The 12,464-nt window shown below is 56.2% G+C and carries 18 protein-coding genes and 1 tRNA gene; 6 read left to right on the top strand and 13 right to left on the bottom strand.

Going from position 1 to position 12,464, the window contains the following annotated elements; genetic code table 11:
* The 3 genes from GS636_RS12095 to GS636_RS12085 are packed head-to-tail and all read left to right on the top strand — an operon-like array spanning nt 1 to nt 1,396.
* The gene (locus GS636_RS12095) at nt 1–552 is read left to right on the top strand and encodes a 6,7-dimethyl-8-ribityllumazine synthase (RefSeq protein ID WP_171669637.1); all 552 of its coding nucleotides are present in this window, start codon (nt 1–3) and stop codon (nt 550–552) included.
* The gene (nusB, locus tag GS636_RS12090) at nt 549–1,031 is read left to right on the top strand and encodes a transcription antitermination factor NusB (RefSeq protein WP_171669636.1); all 483 of its coding nucleotides are present in this window, start codon (nt 549–551) and stop codon (nt 1,029–1,031) included. The genes GS636_RS12095 and nusB overlap by 4 nt, the downstream gene beginning before the upstream one ends.
* Nucleotides 1,032–1,090: 59 nt before the next feature.
* Complete coding sequence (locus tag GS636_RS12085; protein ID WP_171089256.1) at nt 1,091–1,396, top strand: hypothetical protein; 306 nt, start codon at nt 1,091–1,093, stop codon at nt 1,394–1,396.
* Between the two features lie 214 nt (nt 1,397–1,610).
* Here GS636_RS12085 and GS636_RS12080 read toward each other — a convergent pair whose 3' ends face one another.
* Both GS636_RS12080 and GS636_RS12075 read right to left on the bottom strand, forming a co-directional pair.
* The gene (locus tag GS636_RS12080; protein WP_171182631.1) at nt 1,611–2,036 is read right to left on the bottom strand and encodes an SRPBCC domain-containing protein; all 426 of its coding nucleotides are present in this window, start codon (nt 2,034–2,036) and stop codon (nt 1,611–1,613) included.
* Entirely contained in the window at nt 2,033–2,353 is a 321-nt protein-coding gene (locus GS636_RS12075) for a helix-turn-helix transcriptional regulator (protein WP_171669635.1), read from the bottom strand. The genes GS636_RS12080 and GS636_RS12075 overlap by 4 nt, the downstream gene beginning before the upstream one ends.
* A 114-nt stretch (nt 2,354–2,467) precedes the next feature.
* On the opposite strand from GS636_RS12075, the gene GS636_RS12070 reads away from it, so the two are divergent.
* Complete coding sequence (locus GS636_RS12070) at nt 2,468–2,899, top strand: MmcB family DNA repair protein (protein WP_171174837.1); 432 nt, start codon at nt 2,468–2,470, stop codon at nt 2,897–2,899.
* A 2-nt stretch (nt 2,900–2,901) separates the two neighbouring features.
* Here the strand turns inward: GS636_RS12070 and GS636_RS12065 are convergent, their stop codons facing one another.
* Complete coding sequence (locus GS636_RS12065) at nt 2,902–3,090, bottom strand: DUF6324 family protein (RefSeq protein WP_171089264.1); 189 nt, start codon at nt 3,088–3,090, stop codon at nt 2,902–2,904.
* 77 nt (nt 3,091–3,167) lie between these two features.
* Between GS636_RS12065 and GS636_RS12060 the strand changes: the two genes are divergently transcribed.
* Together GS636_RS12060 and GS636_RS12055 are read left to right on the top strand one after the other, a co-directional pair.
* Nucleotides 3,168–3,650, top strand: coding sequence for a GNAT family N-acetyltransferase (locus GS636_RS12060; RefSeq protein WP_171669634.1), 483 nt, complete (start codon nt 3,168–3,170; stop codon nt 3,648–3,650).
* A 47-nt stretch (nt 3,651–3,697) separates the two neighbouring features.
* Nucleotides 3,698–3,774: transfer RNA gene (locus GS636_RS12055), tRNA-His, on the top strand.
* A gap of 90 nt (nt 3,775–3,864) precedes the next feature.
* Here GS636_RS12055 and GS636_RS12050 read toward each other — a convergent pair.
* The 10 genes from GS636_RS12050 to GS636_RS12005 all read right to left on the bottom strand — a co-directional run bounded on the left by GS636_RS12050 (nt 3,865) and on the right by GS636_RS12005 (nt 12,351).
* Nucleotides 3,865–4,671: an ABC transporter permease gene (locus GS636_RS12050; RefSeq protein ID WP_171182637.1), complete on the bottom strand. Its 807-nt coding sequence runs from the start codon at nt 4,669–4,671 to the stop codon at nt 3,865–3,867.
* On the bottom strand, nt 4,668–5,555 hold the full coding sequence (locus GS636_RS12045; RefSeq protein ID WP_171089270.1) for an ABC transporter permease: 888 nt from the start codon (nt 5,553–5,555) through the stop codon (nt 4,668–4,670). The genes GS636_RS12050 and GS636_RS12045 overlap by 4 nt, the downstream gene beginning before the upstream one ends.
* Nucleotides 5,556–5,636: 81 nt before the next feature.
* Nucleotides 5,637–6,386 (bottom strand): transporter substrate-binding domain-containing protein, encoded by a 750-nt coding sequence (locus GS636_RS12040; protein ID WP_171669633.1) that lies wholly within the window; start codon nt 6,384–6,386, stop codon nt 5,637–5,639.
* A 33-nt stretch (nt 6,387–6,419) separates the two neighbouring features.
* Nucleotides 6,420–7,196: an ATP-binding cassette domain-containing protein gene (locus tag GS636_RS12035; RefSeq protein WP_171669632.1), complete on the bottom strand. Its 777-nt coding sequence runs from the start codon at nt 7,194–7,196 to the stop codon at nt 6,420–6,422.
* Nucleotides 7,197–7,321: 125 nt separating this feature from the next.
* Nucleotides 7,322–8,074, bottom strand: coding sequence for a PhnD/SsuA/transferrin family substrate-binding protein (locus GS636_RS12030; protein ID WP_171669631.1), 753 nt, complete (start codon nt 8,072–8,074; stop codon nt 7,322–7,324).
* A complete protein-coding gene (locus tag GS636_RS12025) occupies nt 8,071–8,508 on the bottom strand; it encodes a TerB family tellurite resistance protein (RefSeq protein ID WP_171089278.1) in 438 nt (145 codons plus the stop codon). Before GS636_RS12025 ends, GS636_RS12030 begins: the two co-directional genes overlap by 4 nt.
* A 20-nt stretch (nt 8,509–8,528) precedes the next feature.
* A complete protein-coding gene (locus tag GS636_RS12020) occupies nt 8,529–8,978 on the bottom strand; it encodes a TerB family tellurite resistance protein (protein WP_171182643.1) in 450 nt (149 codons plus the stop codon).
* 181 nt (nt 8,979–9,159) lie between these two features.
* The gene (locus GS636_RS12015) at nt 9,160–9,936 is read right to left on the bottom strand and encodes an isocitrate lyase/phosphoenolpyruvate mutase family protein (protein WP_171669630.1); all 777 of its coding nucleotides are present in this window, start codon (nt 9,934–9,936) and stop codon (nt 9,160–9,162) included.
* Between the two features lie 165 nt (nt 9,937–10,101).
* On the bottom strand, nt 10,102–10,584 hold the full coding sequence (locus GS636_RS12010) for a bacterioferritin (RefSeq protein WP_171089284.1): 483 nt from the start codon (nt 10,582–10,584) through the stop codon (nt 10,102–10,104).
* Between the two features lie 123 nt (nt 10,585–10,707).
* Nucleotides 10,708–12,351 carry a CTP synthase gene (locus GS636_RS12005; RefSeq protein WP_171669629.1) on the bottom strand — a complete coding sequence of 548 codons (1,644 nt, stop codon included), beginning with the start codon at nt 12,349–12,351 and terminating at the stop codon, nt 10,708–10,710.
* Nucleotides 12,352–12,464 lie beyond the last annotated feature (113 nt).

Raw genomic sequence — 12,464 nt, 5'->3', positions numbered from 1 at the left:
ATGGCTGAACAAGACAAACACGGCATTCTGCCGACACCCAGTTTCGACAAGCCGGTGAAGCTGTTGATCGTGGCGGCCCCGTTCTATCGCGCGATTGCCGACAACCTGATCGCCGGAGCCAAGGCCGAGATCGAAGCGGCCGGTGGTACCTGCGAGGTGGTTGAGGTTCCGGGCGCGCTGGAGATCCCGACCGCCATCGCGATGGCCGATCGCCAGTGCAATTTCGACGGCTATGTCGCGCTGGGCTGCGTCATTCGTGGCGAGACCACGCATTATGAGACCGTCTGCAACGACTCGAGCCGCGCGATCCAATTGATGGGGCTGCAAGGGCTGTGCATCGGCAATGGCATCCTGACGGTTGAGAATGACGAACAGGCCGAAGTCCGCGCCAATCCAGAAAAGATGAATAAAGGTGGCGGGGCGGCCGCTGCGGCCTTGCATCTGATCGCACTCAGCCGTAAGTGGGGCTCTTCCAAAAAGGGCGTCGGATTCAAGCCGCCGTCCGAGTCCATCCTTGTGGCGGGCGACAACAACGGACCCACGACAGCATGACCCAGACAGACGCGCCAAAGCCGGCCAACCAGAAACGCCTGATGAAATCCGCCGCCCGGCTTTATGCTGTGCAGGCGCTGTTCCAGATGGAGCAGTCGGGCCAGACGACGGAAGCCGTCGTGAATGAATTTCTGGATCACCGTTTTGGCGCCGTCTATGAGGGTGAAGAAATGCTGGATGGCGATATCAGCGTCTTCCGATCGCTGGTCGACAACGCGGTGAACTATCAGGCGCCGATCGATCAGATGACCGACCGCGCTCTGGTTGCCAAATGGCCGATTGCGCGCATTGACCCGACATTGCGTGCCTTGTTCCGCGCAGCTGGGGCAGAGCTGACCCAAAGCGATACGCCGCCCAAGGTGGTCATCACTGAATTCGTCGACGTTGCGCGCGCTTTCTTCCCCGAAGGCAAAGAGCCTAAATTCGTCAACGCCGTTCTGGATCACATGGCACGTGAGGATCAGCCCGAGGCGTTCTGACGCCTTTACCGTCGCCCTCTAAGCGCTAGACTTCTGATATCAGCGCAAGGAGAGATGCGATGCCGAAACTGATCCGTCTGTATATCACGCAAGTCGCTTGGGGTTTTGTCATCTCGGCGGTGTTTGTCGGCGTACTATTGGCGTTGAACGTGGCGAATCTGCGCCACCTGATCACCGGCTCGGAAATCGGCCTGATCGCGCTGGTCATGATCTGGTTCATGAATGGCATCGTCTTTGCCGGGGTGCAATTTGCCTACAAGATCATGAGCATGGCCGAAAAGCCCGGTGGTCCACGGCGTGGATCGCCTGTCGTGCACAGCTTCAAGCCTGCACTTGCCAAGCAGGAAGCCCGCGCAGAGCGCTGAAATTCAGGGAAAATTGCGGCGGGACCACCAGTCAACCGTGCGGTGTGATTCCCGAGGACCTGTATGTACAGGTGGGCGCCAGGTAATCAGGCCAGGACCTGAACAGAGCCAGCCCCCTCGGAATTGCTTAAGGCCACCAGAATGCTACCTGTCACAAGAAGGGCAGAACCCGCCACGCGTTTAACTAGGGTGTCTAGCGGGTTCGCACAAGGGGTCAGGCATCAACAGTTTCGTGCAATGCCACGCGCATCTTGCCAAAGTGTTCGTCCCACCCTTTGTCCAAGGCCAGGATCAGTTCGAAGGCATCGGCACCCTGCGGCAAGCCTTCGTGCAGCAGATCAAGACGCGTACCACCGGCCACAGGCTCCAAGGTCCATTTCACGGTGCTTACAGCATCGCCCATAGGTTTCACTGTGAACGTGTATTCAAGATATTTGGGAGGCTTAGCGACGCGAACTTCGCCCCAGATCAGCAAGTCGCCGCTTGTGGTGCCAAACATCTCAAGCTTTTGACCTTCGACCAACGGCCGTTCCGGTTTGTGAAACCATTCCGCCAAATGGCCAGGGTCTGTAAGATAAGCCCATACGGTTTCCGGTTCGGCCCTGAGGAATATTGATTTCTTCAATACAGAATCGGTCATTTTGATTTCCTTTCAACAGCTTCCTTGAGATAGTTGAGGCGGTCGTCCCAGAACTGGTCAAAATAGCTGAGCCAATCCAGAACAGGAGCCATCCCCAGTGGTTCAAGTCGATTAATGCGTTCCCGACCGCGCACTTCGACCGAGATCAAGCCACCGTCAGAAAGAACAGTCAGGTGTTTCTTGACCGCAGCTCGGGTCATGTCGAACCGATCGGTCAATTGCCCGATTGTCATGTCCTGAACTGCAAGCAGTTGTACGATGTCCCTGCGGGTTGGATCAGCCAGCGCACGAAACGCGTTTTGAGTTTGGTTTTCCATAAGCACCCTCAAATGAGATACCATTTGGTATCATATTAATGCAGTACCAAAAGGTATCATGTCAAGTCTGAAGGGACGCTTTACTTTTGTTCACTAATTGTTCACATTTGAGAAATGGTTTTGGATTTGCAACCTGGACAGAAACTGGCGCGGGGTGTCGCGCGACACCTTGCGACGCATGGTTTTGTATCTGTTGAGGAATTTGTCCCGGCACGCGGCTTGCGCGTCGATGTGATGGGGTTAGGCCCCAAGGGTGAGCTTTGGGTAATCGAATGCAAATCCAGCCGGGCGGATTATCAGTCAGATTCGAAATGGCAGGGCTATTTGGAGTGGTGTGATAGGTTTTTCTGGGCTGTCGACACTGATTTTCCGGTCGATCTTTTGCCCGCGGAAACCGGTTTGATCATCGCCGACGCATATGACGCAGAAATTGTGCGCATGTCTCCTGAGGACAAATTGGCCCCGGCACGGCGGAAGAAGATGATCCAGAAGTTTGCAACAGATGCAGCACGTCGTCTGCACGCGCTGCGCGATCCGCGGCTTTAGCGTCAGCCTTTGACGGCCAGAGCGGCTTGGACAGCTGCGCGGATCTCATCCGCGATTTCTTCGGCTTCTTCCGGGTCGAAATCCATCGGAATTTCCACACCGTCAGCTTCGATGAACAAGCGTACCATACCCTGATCGGTTGGGCCGATTTGCAGATTCGCCTGAATGTCGCGTTCGGTATTGATGCCCATCTGTGCCTCCGAGACTGAGCATTCCTGCTAGCGCGCGCAGGGTTGAGAATCAAGTCACCTTTGCGGTCAGATAAGACATGGATGATGTCATACTCAGAACCTTTCAACCGGATGATGCCGCCTGGCTGGTCGAACAGCACGGTGCGCTCTATGCGCGCGATGAAGGGTTTGACGACAGTTTCGCGCCTTTGGTTGCACGTATCCTTGACGAGTTCATCGCATCCCACGATCCCACCCGCGAAAAGGGGTGGATTGCAGAGCAGGGCGGGCGGCGGCTGGGCAGCATTTTTTGTGTAGGTGTCGATCAACACACCGCAAAACTGCGCTTGTTTCTGCTTGTCCCCGAGGCACGCGGCCATGGGGTGGGCAAACGGCTGCTGGAAGCCTGTACAGGCTTTGCAAGGGACGCTGGTTATCAGGAAATGGTTCTGTGGACCCATGAAAGCCACAAGGCGGCATGTGCGCTTTACAAGGCGTTTGGGTGGGAACTGACAGACAGCAAACCGGTGCATTCCTTTGGGGTCGATCTTGTCGAACAAAGCTGGAAATTTCGGCTTTAATCCTCTTGCATTCCCCCGGCGCGTTCGGTACATCGCCCCTCACGAGTGCCGCCTTAGCTCAGTTGGTTAGAGCGCTGGATTGTGGATCCAGAGGTCCCCTGTTCAAGCCAGGGAGGCGGTACCACTTCTCTCAAAACAGGTTTGTTTTCATGCGACTGCACGCGTTGCGCCATTGGAATGACCTTGAAAGCTGATGCGATGCGCGCGCTGAAGATCAGCGCGCGAGGTTCAGTTTGAAACGCATCTTGGTTTGTCTGGCCACTGGAAGATGCCGGTTCAAGCGCTTGTTGATCATGCCAAAACCCCAGACGATCACCAATGTCAGCAGAATGAAATAGAACGCCAGAATCGGATATGGAACGAACGGGTTGAACGTCTTGTCGGCAAAGTAGCTGGCGTAATACAGCGCGTCTCCGCGTTGTTGCCAGGCTGGGAAAGCCGAGAAGAAAACCAGCGTGGTGGCGTGGAACAGAAAGATGGCCTCGTTTGTATAAGCGGGCCACGCCAGGCGCAGCATAGTTGGCCAGACGATCCGGCGGAAACGAGCCCAACCGGTCATGCCATAGGCATCTGCGGCCTCAATATCGCCTTTGGGAATGGATCTGAGCGCACCATAGAAGATCTCGCCCGAATAAGCAGCGGTGTTCAGGAAGAGCACGATCAGCGCCCCCAGCCAGGCTGAGGTGAAGGCGTCAAACATGGGGTAGGATTTCTTCAGCGACAGGAAGAAGAAGTAGGCAAAGAAGAACTGGATAAACAAGGGCGAGCCACGGAACAGGAAGATGAACCATTCCGAAGGTTTGCGCAGCCACTTGTTCGTCGAGGCTTTGCCGACGGCCAGGGCGGTGGCCAGAAAGAAACCGGTCGCCAGTGCCATGATCCCGAAATACACATTCCAGATCATACCTGACCCGATCAGAGTAAACTGCTCGCACAGGGTGAAATCGTTCTTGGGCAACAGGCGCTCGCCAATGCCAAGAGAACGGAGGCCATAGTCCTGAATGGTCTGCAAGCAGCTCATGCCGTGGTCTCCTTGCGTAGCAATTCACCGCCCGAGGTGGCCTGTCCGTGCGACAGCTTGCGCATCAGTTTTTCCAATCCAATCTCGGATACGCGGGTCATACCCAAATAGAAAATCAGCAGGAACAGGAAGTACCACATGCGCCAGTCGCCGTGGGGATATTGTGTGAATCTGGAGGTCTTGGTGCCACCAAGCTCGCGCGCCCAATAGACGATATCCTCGATCCCCAGCAGGAACAGAAGCGGCGTCGCCTTGATCAGTACCATCCACAGGTTCGACAGGCCGGGCAGGGCATAGACCCACATCTGCGGCACAAGGATGCGCCAGAAAGTCTGACGACGGGTCATGCCATAGGCTTCGGCTGTTTCAAGTTGCGCGTGTGGAACAGCCCGCATGCCGCCGAACAGGACGTTGGCGGCAAAGGCCCCGAAAACGATTGAGAAAGTGATGATGGCCAGAAAGAACCCATAAGTTTCATGCACCCATTCCGGCGCTGTTCCCAATGGCAGCTTGGCCGCCTGACACACGATGAAGTCATTTCCCTGACGGATCGGGTCGGTCCATTCGGGGCACAGGATTTTATGCCGCGTCCATTCGAACGCCTGATCCAGGGCAATGACAAAAAACAGGAAGAATGCGATGTCGGGGACGCCGCGCACAATGGCGATGTACCCTTTTCCCAGCCAGCTTAGTGGTGGGAAATGCGACCGGGCTGCCATTGCACCCATAAAGCCAAACGCCAACGCAACAGGCGCGGTCACGGCCAGCAATCCCAATACTTTGAGGAAAGATAAGTAGAAGGACCAGTGGACACCGTTGGTCAGGTAACAAGAAAACCAACGGAATGTTCCGAGCGTGTCTGGATCAGCGCAAAAGGAAAACATGTAGCGTCTTTCGAACGTCGTGCCCGCGTTTCTGACGGGCCAGGTTCGGCGCGACAAACGCGCCGAACCGCTTGATACGGATTAGTTTGTAACGACCGAACCGTCAGCGTTGTAGGTCGGCACGCCTTCGCCGAACCACTTGACGATCAGTTCGTTCAGCGAACCGTCTGCTTTCATCGACGTGATTGCTTCGTCGAACTTACCACGCAGTTCGCCATCCGATTCACGGATGCCCAGGCCAATACCGCCGCCCAGAGGCACGTCATCGCCTACGAAAACCAGCTCACCGGCCGACTCCTCAACGATCGGCACCAGGAAGTCCTTGTCAGCAAAGACCGCGTCGGCTTCACCGTTACGTACGGCTGCGATGGTTTCTTCCGGGGTTGCGAATTCAACCAAAGTCGCGCCGGATTCGGCTACGTGACCGGCCTGAATGGTTGCGGTTTGCGCGGCGACGATACCACCGGCAACATCAACGCCTTCCGCTGCACCGACGTAGGCCGAAGCCGCAGGCGGGAAGTAGTTCTGGGTGAAATCGATAACCTCGTCACGCTCGTCGGTGATCGACATGCCAGCGATGATGGTGTCGTAGTTGCCCGACACCAGGTTCGGAATGATCGAATCCCAGTCGTTCTTAACCCACTCACACTCTAGGTTTGCGCGTTTGCACAGCTCGTCGCCGACCTCACGCTCGAAACCGTCGATCTCACCGGCGTCGTTGATGAAGTTATACGGAGGGTAGGCGCCCTCGGTGCCCATGCGGACGGTGTCGGCCATGGCGATACCGGCAGTCAGCGCCAGTGCTGCGGTGGACAGAATCAGGTTTTTCATTGGTTACTCCCCAGTTTGGTTCTGTATTTGAAGTTAAGCCGCCTGAGTGGCGGAGAGAAAGCCCCGAAGCCGTTCGGATTCGGGTGACGTAAAGATATCTTCGGGCGTGCCTTCTTCCTCGATAAGGCCCTGGTGCAGAAACACCACGTGGCTTGAGATGTCGGCAGCCATTTTCATGTCGTGGGTCACGATGATCATGGTGCGCCCTTCGGCGGCCAGATCCTTAATCACCTTGATCACCTCTTGTTCAAGCTCGGGATCTAGTGCCGAGGTTGGTTCGTCGAACAGCAGCGCCTCGGGTTCCATGCAAAGGCCACGCGCAATGGCTGCACGCTGTTGCTGACCACCGGACAATTGGGCCGGGTAGACATCGCATTTGTCACCAATGCCCACTTTGTCCAGGTACTTTCGTGCGCTGTCTTCCACTTCGGCCCGGTCACGGCCCAAAACGGTCACTGGGGCCTCCATCACATTTTGTAGGATGGTCATATGCGCCCAAAGATTGAATTGCTGAAACACCATCGACAGATTGGTGCGAATGCGCATGACTTGCTTGGGGTCCGCCGGACGGCGCGCATGGCCTTCACCAGACCATGTGACAGGTTCACCCTTGAAAAGAATTTCACCCTGCTGACTGTCTTCCAAAAGGTTGCAGCAGCGCAGTAGCGTCGATTTTCCGGATCCTGATGATCCGATCAGCGAGACCACGTCGCCCCGATGAGCCGTGATATCCACCCCTTTCAACACCTCGAGATTGCCGAAGCTTTTGTGAAGGTTTTTGATTTCGATGACGGGAGCGGTTTCTGTCACGGGCAGTCCAGTGGTTGGTGGTGTTGGTGCGGTACTAGGACCGAAAAAATAGGTCAATGCAATGCGCAAATGACAGAATCAAGACCTCAAACGCCCAAAATGGCCAAATGCATTCGACAAATTGGTCAGCTGTTCGAAAGTAAGGCGTTTGGGGTCGGTGGGTTGGGAACAGACAGGTAATCGGACGCCGGAATGTCCACTAGGCCCCGCAGGTACAGCTGTTGTCGATCCGTGTCCTCTAGGCTTTCAATGGCTGCGCGAACGGCATGTGCGATTTGCGCAGCGTTTTGCCCTTGTGCTGTTATGTAGGGCAGCGTTGGGGTCGGCGCGGTCCTCGTCACCTCTTGCACGCGGTCATTCAGGTCAGTGTGATCCTGCAGCAGATGCCATGTTAACGCATCCAACGCGGCAAAGTCGGCTTGTCCCTCGGCCACGGCTTGCGCCGATAGCGCGTGCCCGCCGGTTTCCAAAACTGCAGCGGGGCACAGATTCAACTTTGTCAAATGCGTGATTGGGGCCGCCCAACCGGACTGAGATAGGGCCTCGTTATAGGCAAAGGTGCCGTTCGCCAGATCTGGTAGATCGCGGGCGTCAACCCGACGTTTGACAAAAACCGAGCAGTAATGGCCAGCCGGACAATCGGGCAGGCCATAATCTGGTGTTCCAACCAATTGCACATGACCATGTATTCGGGTTCGATACGGCATCCCACAGGTCTGAGCCAATATCAGACTCGGGTCCTGCCAGACCTCCCACATGTCCTGATCTCGGGTCAGGTGATCTGGGCCGTAACCCAGATGATTGCGTATCAGATCCCAGAACCGGTCATTTGCAGCTTGAAGCGCAGGCATGTCGTACATGCCAAGCATTGCAATCACGATTTTGCAGCCCTTTGGCGTGCCAAGGCCGAATCCACGTCGCTTACACCCAACAGGCTGACCACGAGACGCAGCAGAGAGTCTTCTTCGCCAGTGCGATGACCGTCAGCAAGCGCTACGGACCACAGGGCTTGTACCACGGCCAGCCGGTCCTCATAGGCGACAGCTTCTTTGATGGCACGGGTAAATCGGACCGTGTCGGGGGCTTCGGCCTCCAAATCCTCGGCCTGCGCGCGCAATGCAGCGCTTTCGAACGGGGACAGGCCAAAGCGTTCCGCCGAAATGCGGTCGATCCGCGCCATCTCGGTATCGGAATAATCATTGTCAGAACGGGCCAGACGCACCAGCAGGGCCGTCAGAGCAAGGCGGGCGTCGTCTTCGACAAGCGGGTCGGGCTGAGGCTGCGTGAGCCTGGAAAGAAAGTCACTGAACATGGGATAGATATAGCGAGCGCCTACCTCACATCCAAGCGGCTTTGAACGCGTTCACGTGCGGCCTTACTGTCGTTGAAGCTCAACCCCATGGCGACGCGGGCTTCTTCGACGATTTTCATTTCGCCTTCGTCCGTACTGCCATCGGCCAGGACAACTTCCCAAAGCGCATCCAGCGCGGCCAGACGTTCCTTCAAGTCGGTCGTTTCGCGGATCAGCTTGCCAAAGGTATCCGTTTCCGGCGCAGCTGCGTGAAGCTTTTCGCAAGTCGCACGCACTTTAGCGGCTTCAATCGCGTTATGCTGGTAAAGGCGGGCCAGAATTTTGTCGATCAAACTGATCTCTTCCAGTTTGTAGTCCCGGTCCGCCTGCGCCACACGCACCATGAGCGCGCCCAGGGCAAGCTCGGCATCCGGATCGGGCAGGTGTTTGTGTTGAGGCGGTCTGAGCGCCTGAAAGAACTTTTTCAACATAAGGTCAGGTTATTCCATATTTTGTGGTCCGCCAAGCGAAGACTACCTGCCATAGCCCTGAATGATCACAAGGTTGCCGATCGACAGCAGGCCGCTACGAACTTGCATTCATCGTTTGATGCGTTCAACCAAGAGATGAGGGAAATACTGACCGAAGGCAATGCCATCCCACCAGCGGCGCTTAGCCTTTATAGTTCAAAGCCGCCTGCGCCTGCTCGGTCAGCCATTTGATCATCTGACGATATGGCACAGGCCCGTAACTGACACGAGCCACGCCCAGTTCAGCCAGCTTGGACGTAGCAGGCGTGCCGGGCAGGGCGATGATGTTGACCGGCAAGTTAGTTGCTTCGCACAAACGACCAATCAAAGCTTCGTCTTTCAGGCCTGGTGCAAAAAAGCCGGTGGCACCGGCCGCTTCATAGGACGCGGCCCGCGTGATGGCTTCGTCCAGCATTGCTTCGCTGTGGGTCTCTGCAGGAGCTTTGAGAAAGATATCGGTGCGCGCATTGACATAAGCGGGGATGCCCATGCTGTCGCACGCCTCTCGCATGGCTTCGACGCGCTTGGCCTGAACCGCCACATCATAAAGCTCCGCGCCGCCAATAATCTGATCTTCGAAGTTGAAACCAACCACACCGCAATCCAGAGCGCGTTTCACGTTTTCTGAAATACCCTGCGCGTCTTCGGCATAAGCGCCTTCAAAGTCCAGAGTCACCGGCAGATCGACTGCTGACACAATGCGGCGAGCGTTGTCCAAGGCAGCCTCAAGCGGGACGTTTTGCCCGTCGCTGAACCCCTGAGCCATGGCAACCGGGGCGCTGCCAGTTGCAATTGCCTGCGCACCGGCATCCCGAACCGCACCAGCGCTGCCTGCGTCCCAGATGTTGAAAAGGATGACCGGATCGCCCTTTTTGTGAAGGCTGGTGAAGGTTTTCGCGTTCTGGATCTGGTCGGCCATCGGAACTCTCCTGTTGTAGCGTGACCAACAGTTAACGTTACGATGTCCGACCGAGTAGGTTTTTTTTCCTTTGATACGTCACTTTGAGGTGACGGGCCCTGCATCCCTCAATTCCTATCGGACTGAGCTATGCGGGTGATTTGCGGCAAGCCGAATGTAAGCGGCCTATGCCTCGTCCGCTGCCCCAGATACGAATTTCGCACTGAAATTGGCTTCACCCAGACGCTTCAGCAAGCTCAGTTGAGTGTCCAGCCAGTCCTTATGACCTTCCTCTTCCAACAAAATGCGTTCGAACAGCGTACGTGAACCGACATCGCCGACTTCAGCTGCTTGCAGCGCGGCTTGGGTATAGAAATCAACAGCTTCGGTTTCGTCTTTCAGATCGGCAGAGAACATCTCTTCCAAAGAACCTGCCGCCGCCGGGCTTTTCTGAAACGAAAGCTCGGGCACGCCACCCAGAAACAGGATGCGCTCGATAAACGCGTCAGAGTGGCCCAACTCTTCCTGCATTTCGCCCCGCATCTTTTCGGCCAGAATATCAAGGCCCCAGTCTTCTAGCACATGGGCGTGCAGCTGATACTGATGCGCCGCCGTCAGCTCCATATGCAGTGCTTGTTGGAGGTTGGTGATCGTTGTTGCGTTGCTCATCGGAAATCTCCTGAATCTCTGAACTGTATCCAAGGCGCGAAGCAGAAACTTCGCATCCTCATACAGTTAAGAGGTCAGCCCCCACAAAACAACGTGGGGGTGACAGACCGACACAGCGGGGGATTACACCAGACGCGAGGTGTCTTTTGCAGCGCGCACAAAATCGCGGAACAGCGGGTGCGGGTCAAAAGGCTTGGACTTCAGTTCCGGATGGTATTGAACGCCGATGAACCACGGATGATCTGACCATTCCACGATTTCGGGCAAACGACCGTCCGGCGACATGCCTGAAAAGTTTAGTCCCGCCTTCTCAAGCTGTTCGCGATACTTGATATCAACCTCATAGCGGTGACGGTGGCGTTCCTCGATCTGTGTGCCGCCATAGACGCCGGCAACTTTGGACCCTTCGGCCAGAACTGCGTTGTACGCGCCCAACCGCATGGTGCCGCCTTTGTCGTCGCCGACTTTGCGTTCAACCTTGTGGTTGCCCTGTACCCACTCTTTCAGGTGATAAACAACTGGCTCGAAACGTTTTTTTCCGGCCTCGTGGTCGAATTCCTCTGAACCCGCCTCGGTGATGCCAGCAGCATTCCGCGCTGCTTCGATCACCGCCATCTGCATGCCCAAACAAATGCCCAGATAGGGGACCTTGTGTTCGCGCGCATACTGAGCAGCCTTGATCTTGCCTTCGGTGCCACGTTCGCCAAATCCGCCGGGGACAAGGATCGCGTGGAAGCCTTCCAGATGCGGGGCCGCGTCTTCTGTGTCGAACACCTCGGCATCGACCCACTCGATTTTCACCTTGACCCGGTTGGCCATGCCACCATGGGTCAGGGCCTCGGCAATCGACTTATAGGCATCCTCGAGCTGAGTGTATTTGCCGACGATGGCAACTTTGACCTCGCCTTCGGCATTGTGGATGCGGTCACTAACGTCTTCCCATTTAGCCAGATCGGGTTTCGGGGCAGGGCTGATCTGGAACGCGTCCAGCACCGCCTGATCCAGACCTTCCCGGTGATAAGCCAACGGGGCGTCATAAATGGTGCTCAGGTCCTGAGCTGCAATCACGCTATCGGGGCGCACGTTACAGAACAGCGCCAGTTTCTCGCGTTCCTTGGTCGGGATCGGGCCTTCGGAGCGGCAGACCAGAATATCCGGTGCCAGACCGATCGAGCGCAGCTCTTTTACCGAGTGCTGAGTCGGCTTGGTTTTCAACTCACCCGACGCTTTGATGTAGGGCAGCAATGTGAGGTGCATAAAGATACACTGACCGCGCGGCTTGTCCTGGCTGAACTGACGGATGGCTTCAAAAAAGGGCAGGCCCTCGATGTCGCCGACAGTGCCGCCGATCTCACACAGCATGAAATCAACCTCATCTTCGCCGATGGCGATGAAATCCTTGATCTCATTGGTGACGTGCGGGATGACCTGAATGGTTTTGCCCAGGTAATCGCCACGGCGCTCTTTCTCGAGCACATTCGAATAAATCCGCCCCGAACTGACCGAGTCGGTTTTCCGCGCTGCTACGCCGGTGAAGCGTTCATAGTGGCCAAGGTCCAGATCTGTTTCGGCCCCATCGTCGGTGACAAAAACCTCGCCGTGTTCAAAAGGCGACATCGTGCCGGGGTCGACGTTCAGATAGGGGTCCAGCTTGCGCAGGCGAACGGAGTACCCCCGCGCTTGCAGCAGCGATCCCAAAGCCGCCGAAGCCAGTCCTTTGCCCAAGGACGAAACCACACCACCAGTGATGAAAATAAAACGCGCCATAGTTTTTCGGCTGCTCCCGTGAGACGTCAAAATCAGCTGCCCGACGGTTCCGAAAAACCGCTGCATCACGGGACTTCACGTATAAAGGATTCGCGCCAAAAGCGCAAGAGAAC

Origin of the sequence: Ruegeria sp. HKCCD4884 (assembly GCF_013110855.1) — a bacterium.
Classification (GTDB): Bacteria; Pseudomonadota; Alphaproteobacteria; order Rhodobacterales; family Rhodobacteraceae; genus Ruegeria.
This window is presented reverse-complemented; position numbering and strand designations above follow the sequence as displayed.

Excerpts from the sequence above, each read along its gene's own strand:
- GS636_RS12025 (WP_171089278.1), bottom strand. The coding sequence starts at position 8,508 with ATGTTCAGTGACTTTCTTTCCAGGCTCACGCAGCCTCAGCCCGACCCG.
- GS636_RS12070 (WP_171174837.1), top strand. The coding sequence starts at position 2,468 with ATGGTTTTGGATTTGCAACCTGGACAGAAACTGGCGCGGGGTGTCGCG.
- GS636_RS12065 (WP_171089264.1), bottom strand. The coding sequence starts at position 3,090 with ATGGGCATCAATACCGAACGCGACATTCAGGCGAATCTGCAAATCGGC.
- GS636_RS12015 (WP_171669630.1), bottom strand. The coding sequence starts at position 9,936 with ATGGCCGACCAGATCCAGAACGCGAAAACCTTCACCAGCCTTCACAAA.
- GS636_RS12060 (WP_171669634.1), top strand. The coding sequence starts at position 3,168 with ATGGATGATGTCATACTCAGAACCTTTCAACCGGATGATGCCGCCTGG.
- GS636_RS12010 (WP_171089284.1), bottom strand. The coding sequence starts at position 10,584 with ATGAGCAACGCAACAACGATCACCAACCTCCAACAAGCACTGCATATG.
- nusB (WP_171669636.1), top strand. The coding sequence starts at position 549 with ATGACCCAGACAGACGCGCCAAAGCCGGCCAACCAGAAACGCCTGATG.
- GS636_RS12040 (WP_171669633.1), bottom strand. The coding sequence starts at position 6,386 with ATGAAAAACCTGATTCTGTCCACCGCAGCACTGGCGCTGACTGCCGGT.
- GS636_RS12085 (WP_171089256.1), top strand. The coding sequence starts at position 1,091 with ATGCCGAAACTGATCCGTCTGTATATCACGCAAGTCGCTTGGGGTTTT.
- GS636_RS12075 (WP_171669635.1), bottom strand. The coding sequence starts at position 2,353 with ATGGAAAACCAAACTCAAAACGCGTTTCGTGCGCTGGCTGATCCAACC.
- GS636_RS12045 (WP_171089270.1), bottom strand. The coding sequence starts at position 5,555 with ATGTTTTCCTTTTGCGCTGATCCAGACACGCTCGGAACATTCCGTTGG.
- GS636_RS12080 (WP_171182631.1), bottom strand. The coding sequence starts at position 2,036 with ATGACCGATTCTGTATTGAAGAAATCAATATTCCTCAGGGCCGAACCG.
- GS636_RS12095 (WP_171669637.1), top strand. The coding sequence starts at position 1 with ATGGCTGAACAAGACAAACACGGCATTCTGCCGACACCCAGTTTCGAC.
- GS636_RS12050 (WP_171182637.1), bottom strand. The coding sequence starts at position 4,671 with ATGAGCTGCTTGCAGACCATTCAGGACTATGGCCTCCGTTCTCTTGGC.
- GS636_RS12020 (WP_171182643.1), bottom strand. The coding sequence starts at position 8,978 with ATGTTGAAAAAGTTCTTTCAGGCGCTCAGACCGCCTCAACACAAACAC.
- GS636_RS12005 (WP_171669629.1), bottom strand. The coding sequence starts at position 12,351 with ATGGCGCGTTTTATTTTCATCACTGGTGGTGTGGTTTCGTCCTTGGGC.